Raw genomic sequence first — 13,533 nt, 5'->3', positions numbered from 1 at the left:
ATGCTTCTTATTTGTAGCAATTCATTGAAATTAGAGCAATTTCCGTATTGCAACACAAGCTCATCTATCAAATCAATAAATACAATCAATTTTTAAAAATCGATTATTTAAATTTATTATTCAGTCGTCAAGACCTTCCCTCAGCCCCTGGAGAATGCTATGTTGCAATTACTGATCACCGAATTTCTGGAAAATCTAGCCATCACCCTCGCCGAATACGCCGAGTGCAAGGCTTAACAGGACAGCCATCCGCCAATCCACAACAAGGATGACTGCCATGATACAAGCCCAATTGCGCGAACAACTTCCTGTCGAGCCGACACCTGCCACCCGTTCCGGCTTCCGGCTCCACCTGCGCCAGATCGCCATGCTGACGATCGGAGCAGTCTTCATTCTGGTCAAATCCTATGAAGGCTTGCATGCCTTTTTTCTCAGCCATCCCGAGGTCAGGCTGGCACTGCTTGGCTCTTCCGCCGCAGCGGGGCTGACCGCGCTCGGCGCCCTTGGCGTGCTGTTCACGCGGCGCATTTCGGAGCGCACACAAGACATGCTGCTTGGCTACGGCGGCGGCATCATGCTGGCGGCCAGCGTGTTTTCGCTGATCATTCCGGCCATGAATCAGGCCCAGGCGCTCGGCTACGCCAAGACCGGCGCGGTATTGCTGACCGCCACCGGCATCATGCTGGGCAGCCTGTTCGTGCTGGCGATCAACCACTTGGTGCCGCATCAGCATTTCATCGCGCCCAACCCATCGATCGAGACTACGCGCACCAGCCGCATCTGGATGTTCGTGATGGCGGTGACGATCCACAATTTCCCGGAAGGTCTGGCCATCGGCGTGGGTTTTGGCGGCGACGAGATGGGTAAAGCGATTGCCCTGACGACCGGCATCGGCATCCAGGACATTCCCGAAGGCCTGGTCGTCGCGCTGGCCTTGCGCACGCTGGGATATTCCCCGCTCAAATCGTCCGGGGCCGGGATTCTGTCTGGCTTGGTGGAACCTGTCGGCGGCATGCTGGGCGCGCTGGCAACCGGCGTTTCAGCGACCGCGCTGCCGTGGGCGCTGGCCGGAGCCGGCGGCGCCATGCTGTTCGTGATCAGCCACGAAGTGATTCCGGAGTCGCATCGCCAGGGACATGAAACGCAAGCCACGCTAGGCCTGCTGGCCGGTTTCGTGACGATGATGCTACTCGACACCTTGCTAGGCTAGCCAGTGGGCGACGCTGCGCCAGAAACCGTCCGGCACGTTCAGCAGCATCCAGGTCATGAAGATGTAGCGCAGGAACTTGCCGATCGCCATGTAGAACACCGACGGCCAGAACGGCAGCCTGAGCCAGCCCGCCAGCGTACAGATCGGATCGCCCACGCCCGGCAACCAGGACAGCAGCATGGTCTTGGCGCCGAATCGCTCCAGCCAGTGGAACCAGCGGCTGCGGCGCTCCTTCGCAAACGTCTGCTTGGCGCCGTATCCCATCCAATAGTCGACCACTCCACCCAGCGTATTACCGACCGTGGCCACCAGGATCACCGGCCAGAACATCTCCGGATTGGCCTTGATCACCGCGAATACCGCAGGCTCCGATCCCAATGGCAGGAGGGTTGCCGAAACAAAACTGATGACGAAGACGGAAGTCAGTCCCACCGTCGGCACGGCAAGGACATTCAATAACCACAAAACGGCGGATTCAATCATGCAAGATAGGCACAGGGAAGATTAAGGAGAGTCGGAGAAGAGTTGACCCCGGACAGCAGCAAGAGACGATTTTTCAACGATTCCGGAGTCTCTCACAGGCGGTATCCGCGCACGGATATAAGCCTTTCGGCGGCCTCCATTATAATGATCAGTTCGCCGCGCCCCTGTCTTGCCTTCGTTTTGAACGGCAAGACGGCGCAAAGATCGCAGTCCCGCACTGCGCAAACTGTGCCATTTGTGCCATTTAGCCGACCATGACCACCGATTATCTGCAAAAAATCCTCACTGCCCGTGTCTACGACGTTGCCCAGGAAACGCCGCTGGAAATTGCCAACACGTTGTCGCAACGGATGGAAAATCGCATTTATTTCAAGCGCGAGGATATGCAAAGCGTGTTCAGCTTCAAGCTGCGCGGCGCCTACAACAAGATGGCCCATCTCACGCCTGCGCAATTGAAGCGCGGCGTGATCTGCGCTTCCGCCGGCAACCATGCGCAAGGCGTCGCCCTGTCTGCCGCCAAGCTCGGCTGCCGCGCGGTGATCGTGATGCCGACCACCACGCCGACAGTGAAAATCGAAGCCGTCAAGGCCCGCGGCGGCGAAGTCGTGCTGTTCGGCGATTCGTTCACCGACGCCTACAACCACGCGCTGACGCTGGAAAAGAAACTCAAACTGACCTTCGTCCATCCGTTCGACGATCCTTACGTCATCGCCGGCCAGGGCACGATTGGTATGGAAATCCTGCGCCAGCATCCCGATCCCATCCACGCCATCTTCGTCGCCATCGGCGGCGGCGGCCTGATCTCGGGCGTGGCCGCTTACGTCAAGGCGGTGCGCCCCGACATCAAGATCATCGGCGTGCAGACCGCAGACTCCGATGCCATGGCGCGCAGCCTCAAGGCCGGCCGCCGCATCACCTTGCAGGATGTCGGCCTGTTCTCCGACGGCACCGCCGTCAAGCTGGTCGGCGAGGAAACCTTCCGCATCGCCAGACAACTGGTCGACGACATCATCATCGTCGACACCGACGCCGTCTGCACCGCGATCAAGGACATCTTCCAGGACACGCGCAGCATCGTCGAGCCAGCCGGCGCGCTGTCGGTGGCCGGCGCCAAAGCCTATATCGAGCGCGCCAAGGACAGCAAGAAGCCGATCAGGAATGAATCGCTGATCACCATCGCCTGCGGCGCCAACATGAACTTCGACCGCTTGCGCTTCGTCGCCGAAATGGCCGACGTCGGCGAAGCGCGCGAAGCCGTTTTCGCCGTCACGATTCCTGAAGAACGCGGCAGCTTCAAACGCTTCTGCGAAGTCGTCGGTCCGCGCAACGTGACCGAATTCAACTACCGCATCAGCGACGAGAAATCCGCGCACATCTTCGTCGGCATCCAGACCAGCAATATCGACGAACCGGCCAGGATTGCCAAGAGCTTCGAGAAGAACGGCTTCAGCACGCTCGACCTGACCCACGACGAACTCGCCAAAGTGCACATCCGCCATCTGGTCGGCGGCAAGAGCGCGCTCGCTCAGGACGAATTGTTATACCGCTTCGAATTCCCGGAGCGTCCGGGCGCGTTGATGCGCTTCCTCGACAACATGAATCCCAACTGGAACATCAGCCTGTTCCACTACCGCAATCAGGGCGGCGACGTCGGCCGCATTCTGGTCGGCCTGCAAGTGCCGAAGAAAGAGATGAAGACTTTCCGCTCCTTCCTCGACAATCTCGGCTACCGCCATTGGGATGAGAGCAAGAACCCGCTGTACAAACTGTTCCTCGGCTAAACAAGCGTCAGCAAAGAAATTGAAGCGATTCAGAGAGCACGACCATGATGCACGTTAATTCACCCGACACCTCGCCGCTGGGCAAAGCGTCCGCCTATCCGGGCACTTACGATCCGGCGCAGTTGTTCCCGATTCCGCGCCAGCCCAAGCGTGAAGAACTCGGTCTGCAAGGCACGCTGCCGTTCTTCGGCGTCGACATCTGGAACGCGTATGAAGTGTCGTGGCTGAACCAGCGCGGCAAGCCGCAAATCGCGATCGCCACATTCATGATCCCGGCCGATTCGGCCAACATCATCGAATCGAAGTCGTTCAAGCTCTACCTGAACTCGTTCAACCAAACCCGTCTAGACAGCCCGCAAACGCTGATCGCCATGCTGCAAAAGGATTTGTCGGCCGCCGCCGGCGCCGGCGTGCAAATCACACTGACCGAGCCGGGTGCGTTTTCCAGCCTGCAGATGGGCGAACTCGCCGGCTTGCTGCTGGACCGGCTGGATATCGAGGTCGTCGATCATCACCCCGATCCGTCGCTGCTGTCGGCCAATCACAACGAAGCTGAGGTGGAAGAAACGTTGCTGTCTCATCTGCTCAAATCCAACTGTCCGGTCACCGGCCAGCCGGACTGGGGCAGCGTGCAGATCCACTATGTCGGTGCACCGATCAACCAGGAAGCGCTGCTGAAGTATCTGATCGGCTTCCGCGAACATAACGAATTCCACGAGCAATGCGTGGAACGCATCTTCGTCGACGTGCTGCGCCAATGCCAACCGCAGAGACTCTCGGTCTATGCGCGCTACACGCGCCGCGGCGGATTGGATATCAATCCATGGCGCAGCAATTTTTCTGCCGCACGCCCTCCATCGAACCTGCGCAACGCCCGCCAATAGCACAACGAAATTATTTGTTACAAAACCCTAACACGGCACCGGCCGGCGCCCAGCTCAGGCGGTTCCTGGAAATGCCATTCAAGGCAACATGTTTCCGCAACATTTTGAAACCATTTCCCTTCATCGCATAAAACTTCTTACGGCATGATCTTGTCACAGTCGTGGTTAAGCAGTTAGGCCCAAGCCTTGCCGGGTTGACACCTGACTCGCATGGCGTTCGCGCCGCTTCATCCGGACACCTTGTTTCTGGATATCTTCAGCAACCGTGTATTGCTTGCAGCAGATCCTGTGCCTCACAAGGGCATAACCACGTCTTTTTTCATGGCGAGGAAGTAGTCTGGTCAACTTTCTTCCGGCATGCCGCGCCAATTGCAATCGACCTGTCAACAGCCAAGAAAAACATGAATCAATTATTTCCTTCCTTTCTTTCCGTCCCGAGCCGCGCTGCGCTCGCGGGTGTTTTCATCCTGACCATCGCCGGCGCCTCATTGCCGGCAATGGCGCAACAGAGCGACGATTCCAGTTGGTGGCAATCCGCCAAGAACCACGCATCCGAAATTGTCGACCAGGGCGACGACGCGATTTACGTGTCGGGACTGGCCCACCACGGCCGCGGCACCTACACCAAGGAAAAGCTGGATGAGCTGAACGAGCACGCCTGGGGCCTCGGTTACGGCAAAACCATGCGCAATGAGCGCGGCAACGACGAATCGCTGTATGGCTTCGTCATCAAGGATTCGCACCGCCATCCGCAAATCATGGCCGGCTATGCCTATGAGTGGGTATACCCGATCGGTCATACACCGCTGGAAGTCGGCATCGGCGGCACCGCGATGCTGATGAGCCGGCAGGATTATTTCGGTGGCGTCCCGTTCCCCGTGCCGCTGCCGTTGGCGTCGATCGGCACCAAGAAAGCCAAGATCATGTTCTCTTATGTGCCGCGCCTGTCGTCCAACAAAAACAACGGCGACGTATTGTTGGTTTTCGGCCGTATAGAGATGTGATTCTCATCACCTCTTTTCCGCCAGAACGGGCTTGCCACGCAGGGAAAGCAGTATTCGCCGCCGGGACTTGTCCGCTTCCTCCGGCAACAGAATTATTTTCATTTTAGCAACAACGGAATTCATTGCGTAACTCATAAAGAAGCCTATAATCCTGCACAAAAGCCTATCCAGCGCCTTCTTTTGTGTCATGACAAATCTTGCAAAAATCCTGTCCCCAGAGAACGTCATTCTGGATCTAGAAGTCTCCAGCAAAAAACGAGCATTCGAGCAAGCCGGACTTACCTTTGAAAACAATAGCGGCATCGCCCGCTCTACCGTTTCCGAAAACTTGTTTGCCCGCGAACGTCTCGGTTCGACAGGACTCGGTCATGGCGTTGCCGTTCCGCATGGCCGCATCAAGGGGTTGAAGGCGCCGTTGGCGCTGTTCATGCGCCTGGCCGATCCGATCCCGTTCGAGTCGCCTGACGGCGAGCCCGTCAAGCTGCTGATTTTCTTGCTGATTCCCGATAACGTGACGCAACAGCATCTGGAGATCCTGTCCGAGATCGCCGAAATGTTTTCGGACAATGCCTTCCGCAACGAACTGATCACCGATATGGACCAGGCTTCCGTTTATTCGCGCCTGGTCACATGGCAGCCTTCGCTGGAAAAAACCAATTAATCAAAGCGTCGCGGACGGCCCCGAGCGTCGTTTGCGCCGGGCCGCAACCATCGCCACCATTTACCGCCTTATCGGAATCGGAGAACCATGCCTGCATTTACCGCATTATCGATACAGCAACTGTATGAAGAAAACCGTGAATCGCTGCAACTGGGCTGGTTTGCCGGCTTTCCGGGCGGAGAACGCCTGATCTCCGGCGACGCTGCGTCGGCTGCCGACCAGGTTGGCCATTTGAACCTGATCCACCCCGGCCGCATCCAGGTTTTCGGCCATCAGGAAACCGAGTACTACCAACGCCTTTCGAATACCTCGCGCGCCTACCAGACCGCCGAACTGGTGGCCGGCGAACCGCCCGCCTTTATCATTGCGCAAGGTCTGGCTACGCCGCCCGATATCCTGGCGATCTGCGACGAAAAAAACATCCCGCTGTTCTCGACGCCGCTACCCGCAGCGCAGGTGATCGACTATCTGCGGGTCTACCTGTCCAAGAAGCTGGCGCAACAGATCACCATGCATGGCGTGTTCATGGACGTGCTCGGCGTGGGCGTGCTGATTACCGGAGAATCCGGTCTGGGCAAGAGCGAACTGGGCCTGGAACTGATCTCGCGTAGCCACGGCCTGGTAGCCGACGATGCGGTCGAGTTCGCGCGCATCGCACCGAACATGATCGAAGGCCGCTGCCCGCCACTGCTGCAAAACCTGCTGGAAGTGCGCGGCCTTGGCCTGCTCGACATCAAGGCCATCTTCGGCGAGACCGCTGTACGACGCAAAATGCGCCTGAAGCTGATCGTCCATCTGGTCCGCCGCAGCACGCTCGAAGAGAATTACGAGCGCCTGCCGCTGGATGCGCAGTTTGAAGACGTGCTGGGCTTGCCGATCCGCAAGGTCGTCATCCCCGTGGCGGCCGGCCGCAATATCGCGGTGCTGCTGGAAGCGGCGGTGCGCAACACCATCCTGCAGTTGCGCGGCATTGATACGCTCAAGGAATTCATCGATCGCCAACGCAAGGCGATGAACGGCGAATAACTGGGTAAAAGTGCCTCTCTTGCGCGTCAAGTGCAGGAAACTCACGCCTTACACTGAGTGGAAACTGAACCATTCCCGGCGTTGAGGTATCATCATACCCATGCGTATCGTTCTCATTACCGGCATTTCCGGCTCCGGCAAATCGGTGGCTCTTCACGTACTGGAAGACGCCGGTTACTTTTGCGTCGACAATTTGCCGCCGGCCTTGTTATGCAGCCTCGTGGAAACCCGCCTCAAGGAAGGCGACGATACGATGGCCGTGGCGACCGATGCGCGCAGCGCCGATTCGCTGGCCGGCCTCGGCTCCGATATACAACTGCTGAAAGACCAGGGCCACGACGTCAAGGTGTTCTTCCTCACCGCGACGACCGAATCGCTGATCACGCGCTTTTCCGAAACGCGCCGCAGCCATCCGCTGTCGCATCGTCTGCTGCCCGACCAGAATCCGACCGATCGTCTGACGTTGACCGAATGCATCCACAAGGAGCGGGAAATGCTGAGCGTGATCGAAGGGCTCGGCCACGTCATCGATACCTCCAACCTGAGCGCCAACAAGCTGCGCGCCTGGATCCGCGACCTGATCGACACCGATCGCGCCAGCCTGACCCTGCTGTTCGAATCGTTCGCCTTCAAGTTCGGCGTGCCGCTCGATGCCGACCTGGTGTTCGACGTGCGCGTGCTGCCCAATCCGCATTACGACCTGCGCTTGCGGCCGCTGACGGGACGCGACGCGCCGGTGATCGAATTCCTTGCCAATCTGCCGGAGGTGAACGAATTGCTCGGCGATATCCGCAACTTTGTCGAAAAATGGTTGCCGTCCTTCAAACGCGACAACCGCAGCTATCTCACCATAGCCATCGGCTGCACAGGCGGCCAGCATCGTTCGGTGTATATCGTCGAACAACTGGCGCAATATTTCTCCGCCCGCGAAAACGTCGTCGTGCGGCATCGCCAGCTTGGTTGAAGCCACACCGCCTCAACGCTAAATCAGCACTGAATCAATTCAGCAGATCGTCCTCCCTCAATACCTCCAAAAGCAGCTTCTTGACCGGCGCCGGCAATGGCGCATCGGCCAGTTCCGCGATCGGATACCAGACGTGGACCGATTCCGCGATGTGGGGAAGGCGTTTTTTCAGCACCACCTGATACGGCGAGATGTGCAATTTGAAATGCGTGAAGACATGCGAGAACGGCTGCAATTTGCGGCATGCCGCGATCGCGCCGAAAGGCTTCATGGCATCTTCCACCGCCAATCCGAATTCGTCGGCATCCCGGCTTACGGCCAGTTCCGGCAATGACAGCAAGCCCCCCCAAATGCCGCTGTCGGGGCGCTGCTGCAGCAGTACCTCGTCGCCGTCGCTGACCACCAGCATCATGGTTTCCTTTTCCGGTACCGCCTTCTTGGGCTTGCGCACGGGTAACTCAGACGTGCGATCGGTCGCCAGCGCCACGCAACGCTGCGCCAGCGGGCAACGATCGCAGGCCGGTTTGCCGCGCAGGCACAAGGTCGCGCCGAGATCCATCAATCCTTGCGTATAAGACTCCATGTCCGTTTGCGGCAGTAGCGCAACGGCACGGCGCCACAACTGGTCTTCCACTGGCTTCGCGCCCGGGAAACCTTCGACGCCGAACACGCGTGCAAACACACGCTTGACGTTGCCGTCGAGGATGGCGGCACGCTTGCCGTAGGCGAAAGCGGCAATGGCCGCGGCAGTCGAACGACCGATGCCCGGCAAATCCGCCAGCAATTCCGGATCGTCGGGAAAGCGTCCGCCGTATTCCTCCGCCACACGTTGCGCGCAGCGATGCAGGTTGCGCGCCCGTGTGTAATAACCGAGCCCGCTCCAGTGTGCCATCACGGCTTCGGACGGTGCCGCCGCCAGGCTTTCGACGGTGGGAAAACTCTGCAGGAATTTTTGATAATAGGGAATCACAGCCGTGACCTGCGTCTGCTGCAGCATGATCTCCGACAGCCAGATGCGATAAGCGTCGCATGTGTTCTGCCAGGGCAAGGCGTGGCGGCCGTGCTGCTTTTGCCAGCCGATCACGGCGTCTGAAAAAGCCGGGTCGGCGAAATCCTCCGCTGCGCCGGTCTGCAGGGCGACAAGCGCCGCATCGGTTTTAGTAAGGATGCGCTTCATCGCTGGCAAGTCACGCAATAAAAAGTGGAACGCTGGCCTTGCTTGATCTGCCGGATCGGCGTTGTGCAAATGCGGCAAGCCAGACCAGTACGGTTATAGACGAAATAGTTTTGCTGGAAATAACCCGACTGGCCGTTGACCGCAATGAAATCGCGCAAGCTGCTGCCGCCTTGCTCGATTGCCGCAGCCAGTGTTTCACGAATCGCCGCCGCCAGTTTTTCGTAGCGCGGCAAACTGATCTTGCCGGCTGCCGTCTTGGGATTGATGCCTGCCTTGAACAAGCTTTCCGACGCATAGATATTGCCGACGCCGACGACGATATCGCCGGCCAGCAAGACCTGCTTGATCGGCGCGCTGCGGTTACGCGTCCGACGGTGCAGTTCTTCGGCTGAAAACTTGTCTTCAAGCGGCTCCAGTCCCAGGCCGCGCAGCAGGATATGTTCTTCGATGTCGCCATCGGCCGCGTCGTGCCACAACACTGCGCCGAAACGGCGCGGATCGGTCATGCGCATGACATTCCGGGCCGGCTTGCCGACCACCAGGTCGAAATGATCGTGCTTTTGCGGCGCAATGCCCAAAGGCAGGATGCGCAGATGCCCTGACATGCCCAAGTGCACGATCAGCGTCCCATGGTCGAAATGGATCAGCAGATATTTGCCGCGCCGCCCGGTCGAGCGGATGACGCGGCCGGCCAGGCGCTGCTGCAAGTCGACAGGAAACGGCCAGCGCAATCCGCTGTGGCGCATCGCCACAGCGCTGACGGTCTCGCCCTCAAGATAAGGAGCGACGCCGCGCCGGGTGACTTCTACTTCTGGCAATTCGGGCATGGGGAACGAGGACTCTGGATAAGGGCTGATATGGAACTGCTATAAGGCGGATATGATAGAACAGATGGTTTACACTCGCTTACACCAACAGCTTCGCTGTTGAGCGTAAAATTAATGTTTGCCCGATTAATTCAGGATTTCCCTTGAAAAAACCTCTCGCCATTGTAACGCTCTCCGTCATGCTCTCCGCGTGTGCAAGCCTGCGGCAACCCAGCGAGACCGAAGCCGCGCCCGTTGCAACCAGCAAGAAACAGGCCCTCGCCAAAGCTTCTCCGACGCGCAAGGCGCAGGCAAAAGCGAAGGTCCAACAGCCGGAAGATGTATTGCCGTCCACTGAGCTGAGCGAAGAAATCCTGTTCAAGATCCTCAGTTCAGAAATCGCCTTCCAGCGCGGACAATGGCAAGCCGCCTACGTCACGCTACTGGGCACTGCCCAGCAAACCCGCGATCCCCGACTGGCCAAGCGCGCGGCGGAAATCGCCCTGGCGGCGCGTCGTCCCGGCGAAGCGCTGGCCGCCGTGCGCCTGTGGACCGAACTGGCGCCGCATTCGGATGAAGCCCTGCAAAACTATCTGGGCCTGATCATGTTGGGCGACAACATCGCCGAAATCAAGCCCTTGCTGGCGCAGCGCCTGGCCGAAGCCGCGCCGCAGGCGCGCGGCCCGATGATGCTGCAAATCCAGCGCCTGCTGAGCCGCGCCCGCGACAAGACTGCCGCATTCGATATCCTGCAGGACGTCGTCGCCCCCTACCCGACGCTGATCGAAACCCACCTGGCGCTGGCGCAAGGCGCATACGCCAACCGCGATGCGACGCGTGCGCGCGACGAAGCCAACCAGGCGCTGAAGATCAAACCCGATTCCGAACTGGCCATCCTGACGCTGGCGCAAGTCACGCCGGATCCGATCGAAGCCATGAAGCTGGTGGCCGACTTCCTCAAAAAATATCCCGACGCGCGCGAAGTCCGCATTGCCTATGCACGCGGCCTGGTCGAACAAAAGCAGTATGAGCAGGCCCGCGGCCAGTTCCAGGCTTTGCTCAAGGACGACCAGGACGACCTGACCACGCTGTTCGCGCTGGGCATCCTGAACGTGCAGACAAATCACCTTTCCCAAGCCGAAACTTATCTGAAGCGCTATCTCGAAGTCCTGGCGACCCAGCCGGAAGACGAGCGCGATCCGACCCAGGCGCAGTTGCTGCTGTCGCAGATCGCCGAGGAACGCAACGACATCCCGGGCGCGCTGAAATGGCTGGAACAGGTCGAACCGGGCGAGGCCTACGTCAACGTGCAAATCCGTCGTGGCCAATTGATGGCAAAACGCGGCGATATCGACGGCGCCCGCAAGGTATTGCAGCAGGCGCAGGTCGAAGCCGGCAACGACCGAGAACAATTGCAACTGATCCAGGGAGAAGCGCAGATCCTGCGCGACAACGGGCGCTACCAGGATGCAGCCGACGTGCTATCGGCAGGCTTGAAGCGCTTCCCGGACAATACCGACCTGCTGTACGACTATGCCATGGCGGCCGACAAGATCGGCAACTATAAGGATATGGAAACCGCGCTGCGCAAGATCATCGAACTGGCGCCGAACAATCAGCATGCCTATAACGCGCTGGGATATTCGCTGGCCGACCGCAACATTCGCCTGCCGGAAGCGGTCGAGCTGATCAAAAAAGCTGTCCAGCTTGCCCCGGAAGACGCCTTCATCGCGGACAGCCTCGGCTGGGCCGAATTCCGCATCGGCAACCTGGACGAAGCAGAAAAGGAACTTCGCCGTGCCTATGGCTTGCGCCAGGATCCCGAAATCGGCATCCACCTCGGCGAAATCCTGTGGACGCGTGGTAAACAGGACGAAGCAAAGAAGCTCTGGCGCGAAGCGCAATCCAAGGATCCGAAAAACGACGTGCTCAAGAGCACACTGGAGCGCCTCAAGGTTCAGTTATGAGCGACGCGGCCGGATGACGATCGAATTTATCAGACGGAGCGCGGCTGCGTGCCTGGTCATGCTGGCCGCCGGCTGCGCGAGCATTGCGCCGCAGGAAAACACCGGTAATGCGCCTGCCGCCGAGCGCCGCTATAGCGACGCAATCGATCTCGGCGGGCGCCTGTCGGTACGCTATCAGCGCGATGACCGCGACGAAGCATTGCACGGCAGTTTTACATGGAACCAAACCGAGCGCCGTGTCACTGTGACGCTGCTGTCGCCGCTGGGCCAGACCCTCGCCGTCATTGACATCAAACCCGGCATTGCCGTATTGACGCAATCGGGCAAACCGCCGATGACGGCCGCCGACGTCGATATCCTTACCGAACAAGCGCTGGGCTGGCCGTTACCTGTATCGGGCCTGCGCGACTGGCTGCAAGGTTTCGGCCGCGGCGCCGACGGCAAATCCTTCGTTGCCCGCCCATCGAGGGATACAGAGCGCTTCATCACGCGCGACGGCTGGAGCCTGAGCTACGGAGAATGGCAGGATGAAGCAGCCGATACCGCGCAAAGCCACCCAAAACGCATCGATCTGGCGCGCAACACCCAGCAGGCCGGTCCGGTGTCGATCCGCATCGTAATCGACAACTGGCAAAGCCATTGACGGCACATTTGCGGCTTATCCCGCTCTATCGAATCATTTCATGCAAGCAAGCCTGCTCAACTGCCCTGCCCCGGCAAAACTGAATCTGTTCCTGCATGTGACCGGCCGTCGTCCGGACGGCTATCACCTGCTGCAGACGGCATTCCAGTTGATCGATCGCAGCGATACCCTGGATTTCACGGTGCGCGATGATGGCCGGATCCGCCGTGTCAACGACATTCCGGGTGTGCCTGCCGGCACCGATCTGGTGGTGCGCGCCGCCCGGCTGCTACAAGCAGCAGCCGGCAAACCGGAGCTGGGCGCCGACATTACGGTCCGCAAACGACTGCCGATGGGCGGCGGATTGGGCGGCGGCTCGTCCGATGCCGCAACCACGCTGATGGCCTTGAATCATCTATGGCAAACCGGCCTGACGCGCGCCCAATTGATGGCGCTAGGACTCCAACTGGGCGCCGATGTGCCGTTTTTCCTGTTTGGCCGCAACGCGTTCGCCGAAGGCGTGGGCGAAAAACTGCTTCCCCTGCAAACCGCCGATTGCTGGTTCGTGGTGATCGAACCGGGCGTGGCGGTTCCCACCGCGATAATTTTTTCATCCGAAGAATTGACAAGGGATACAAAAGTAGTCAAAATAACGGACTTTCCTGAAGCGCATAATTTTCTTCACAGCAGCTTCGGGAAAAACGACTTGGAAGTGGTGGCCGTCAAGCAGTTTCCTCCTGTCGCCGAAGCTATCGAATGGCTCAGTGCATTTGGAAATGCAAGGATGACCGGATCCGGCGCTTGTGTATTTTGTTCTTTTGAACACGAACATCAAGCCGACGAGGTGCTGAAACAAGTGCCTTCGAAATGGATAGCGTGGAAAGCCAAAGCGATGCAGGAACATCCTCTCGCCCATTTGACAAGTTCGTAACCAAGAATTGGTTTGAC

At 59.0% G+C, this 13,533-nt stretch carries 14 protein-coding genes; 10 read left to right on the top strand and 4 right to left on the bottom strand.

Going from position 1 to position 13,533, the window contains the following annotated elements:
- Positions 1–277: 277 nt before the first annotated feature.
- Positions 278–1,210, top strand: coding sequence for a ZIP family metal transporter (locus RV1423_RS09100; protein WP_081768758.1), 933 nt, complete (start codon positions 278–280; stop codon positions 1,208–1,210).
- Here RV1423_RS09100 and RV1423_RS09095 read toward each other — a convergent pair.
- The gene (locus tag RV1423_RS09095) at positions 1,202–1,693 is read right to left on the bottom strand and encodes a YqaA family protein (protein ID WP_034295595.1); all 492 of its coding nucleotides are present in this window, start codon (positions 1,691–1,693) and stop codon (positions 1,202–1,204) included. The two genes, RV1423_RS09100 and RV1423_RS09095, sit on opposite strands and share 9 nt — an antisense overlap.
- Positions 1,694–1,947: 254 nt before the next feature.
- On the opposite strand from RV1423_RS09095, the gene ilvA reads away from it, so the two are divergent.
- The 3 genes from ilvA (at position 1,948) to RV1423_RS09080 (ending at position 5,362) form a co-directional block, all read left to right on the top strand.
- A complete protein-coding gene (gene ilvA / locus RV1423_RS09090; RefSeq protein WP_034295593.1) occupies positions 1,948–3,474 on the top strand; it encodes a threonine ammonia-lyase, biosynthetic in 1,527 nt (508 codons plus the stop codon).
- 44 nt (positions 3,475–3,518) lie between these two features.
- Positions 3,519–4,358 (top strand): NADPH-dependent 7-cyano-7-deazaguanine reductase QueF, encoded by an 840-nt coding sequence (queF, locus tag RV1423_RS09085; protein WP_034295591.1) that lies wholly within the window; start codon positions 3,519–3,521, stop codon positions 4,356–4,358.
- A gap of 401 nt (positions 4,359–4,759) precedes the next feature.
- Positions 4,760–5,362 carry a hypothetical protein gene (locus RV1423_RS09080; protein ID WP_034295589.1) on the top strand — a complete coding sequence of 201 codons (603 nt, stop codon included), beginning with the start codon at positions 4,760–4,762 and terminating at the stop codon, positions 5,360–5,362.
- A gap of 6 nt (positions 5,363–5,368) precedes the next feature.
- Here the strand turns inward: RV1423_RS09080 and RV1423_RS09075 are convergent, their stop codons facing one another.
- Positions 5,369–5,551 carry a hypothetical protein gene (locus tag RV1423_RS09075; protein ID WP_034295588.1) on the bottom strand — a complete coding sequence of 61 codons (183 nt, stop codon included), beginning with the start codon at positions 5,549–5,551 and terminating at the stop codon, positions 5,369–5,371.
- On the opposite strand from RV1423_RS09075, the gene RV1423_RS09070 reads away from it, so the two are divergent.
- The 3 genes from RV1423_RS09070 to rapZ all read left to right on the top strand — a co-directional run bounded on the left by RV1423_RS09070 (position 5,550) and on the right by rapZ (position 8,013).
- On the top strand, positions 5,550–6,023 hold the full coding sequence (locus RV1423_RS09070) for a PTS sugar transporter subunit IIA (protein WP_034295587.1): 474 nt from the start codon (positions 5,550–5,552) through the stop codon (positions 6,021–6,023). The genes RV1423_RS09075 and RV1423_RS09070 overlap by 2 nt on opposite strands.
- Positions 6,024–6,110: 87 nt before the next feature.
- Entirely contained in the window at positions 6,111–7,049 is a 939-nt protein-coding gene (hprK, locus tag RV1423_RS09065; protein WP_034295585.1) for an HPr(Ser) kinase/phosphatase, read from the top strand.
- Positions 7,050–7,149: 100 nt separating this feature from the next.
- The gene (gene rapZ / locus RV1423_RS09060) at positions 7,150–8,013 is read left to right on the top strand and encodes an RNase adapter RapZ (RefSeq protein WP_034295583.1); all 864 of its coding nucleotides are present in this window, start codon (positions 7,150–7,152) and stop codon (positions 8,011–8,013) included.
- 34 nt (positions 8,014–8,047) lie between these two features.
- Here the strand turns inward: rapZ and mutY are convergent, their stop codons facing one another.
- Entirely contained in the window at positions 8,048–9,190 is a 1,143-nt protein-coding gene (gene mutY, locus RV1423_RS09055; RefSeq protein ID WP_034295581.1) for an A/G-specific adenine glycosylase, read from the bottom strand.
- A complete protein-coding gene (gene mutM, locus RV1423_RS09050) occupies positions 9,187–10,017 on the bottom strand; it encodes a bifunctional DNA-formamidopyrimidine glycosylase/DNA-(apurinic or apyrimidinic site) lyase (RefSeq protein WP_034295579.1) in 831 nt (276 codons plus the stop codon). Before mutM ends, mutY begins: the two co-directional genes overlap by 4 nt.
- A gap of 143 nt (positions 10,018–10,160) precedes the next feature.
- On the opposite strand from mutM, the gene RV1423_RS09045 reads away from it, so the two are divergent.
- The 3 genes from RV1423_RS09045 to ispE are packed head-to-tail and all read left to right on the top strand — an operon-like array spanning position 10,161 to position 13,516.
- Positions 10,161–11,963 (top strand): tetratricopeptide repeat protein, encoded by a 1,803-nt coding sequence (locus RV1423_RS09045; protein ID WP_034295578.1) that lies wholly within the window; start codon positions 10,161–10,163, stop codon positions 11,961–11,963.
- A gap of 13 nt (positions 11,964–11,976) precedes the next feature.
- Positions 11,977–12,606, top strand: a complete 630-nt coding sequence (gene lolB, locus RV1423_RS09040; RefSeq protein WP_034295577.1) for a lipoprotein insertase outer membrane protein LolB — start codon at positions 11,977–11,979, stop codon at positions 12,604–12,606.
- Positions 12,607–12,646: 40 nt separating this feature from the next.
- Complete coding sequence (gene ispE, locus RV1423_RS09035) at positions 12,647–13,516, top strand: 4-(cytidine 5'-diphospho)-2-C-methyl-D-erythritol kinase (RefSeq protein WP_034295576.1); 870 nt, start codon at positions 12,647–12,649, stop codon at positions 13,514–13,516.
- Positions 13,517–13,533: the final 17 nt, after the last annotated feature.

The sequence above is a fragment of the Herbaspirillum sp. RV1423 genome (assembly GCF_000577615.1).
Classification (GTDB): domain Bacteria; phylum Pseudomonadota; class Gammaproteobacteria; order Burkholderiales; family Burkholderiaceae_D; genus Herbaspirillum.
Note: the sequence above shows the minus strand (reverse complement) of the source record. Positions and strands in the feature narration are given on the sequence as shown.

Bases quoted from the DNA above. Each gene is read 5' to 3' on its own strand.
- RV1423_RS09100 (WP_081768758.1), top strand. From the start codon at position 278: ATGATACAAGCCCAATTGCGCGAACAACTTCCTGTCGAGCCGACACCT.
- ilvA (WP_034295593.1), top strand. From the start codon at position 1,948: ATGACCACCGATTATCTGCAAAAAATCCTCACTGCCCGTGTCTACGAC.
- RV1423_RS09080 (WP_034295589.1), top strand. From the start codon at position 4,760: ATGAATCAATTATTTCCTTCCTTTCTTTCCGTCCCGAGCCGCGCTGCG.
- RV1423_RS09070 (WP_034295587.1), top strand. From the start codon at position 5,550: ATGACAAATCTTGCAAAAATCCTGTCCCCAGAGAACGTCATTCTGGAT.
- hprK (WP_034295585.1), top strand. From the start codon at position 6,111: ATGCCTGCATTTACCGCATTATCGATACAGCAACTGTATGAAGAAAAC.
- mutM (WP_034295579.1), bottom strand. From the start codon at position 10,017: ATGCCCGAATTGCCAGAAGTAGAAGTCACCCGGCGCGGCGTCGCTCCT.
- rapZ (WP_034295583.1), top strand. From the start codon at position 7,150: ATGCGTATCGTTCTCATTACCGGCATTTCCGGCTCCGGCAAATCGGTG.
- RV1423_RS09075 (WP_034295588.1), bottom strand. From the start codon at position 5,551: ATGACACAAAAGAAGGCGCTGGATAGGCTTTTGTGCAGGATTATAGGC.
- queF (WP_034295591.1), top strand. From the start codon at position 3,519: ATGATGCACGTTAATTCACCCGACACCTCGCCGCTGGGCAAAGCGTCC.
- lolB (WP_034295577.1), top strand. From the start codon at position 11,977: ATGACGATCGAATTTATCAGACGGAGCGCGGCTGCGTGCCTGGTCATG.
- ispE (WP_034295576.1), top strand. From the start codon at position 12,647: ATGCAAGCAAGCCTGCTCAACTGCCCTGCCCCGGCAAAACTGAATCTG.
- mutY (WP_034295581.1), bottom strand. From the start codon at position 9,190: ATGAAGCGCATCCTTACTAAAACCGATGCGGCGCTTGTCGCCCTGCAG.
- RV1423_RS09095 (WP_034295595.1), bottom strand. From the start codon at position 1,693: ATGATTGAATCCGCCGTTTTGTGGTTATTGAATGTCCTTGCCGTGCCG.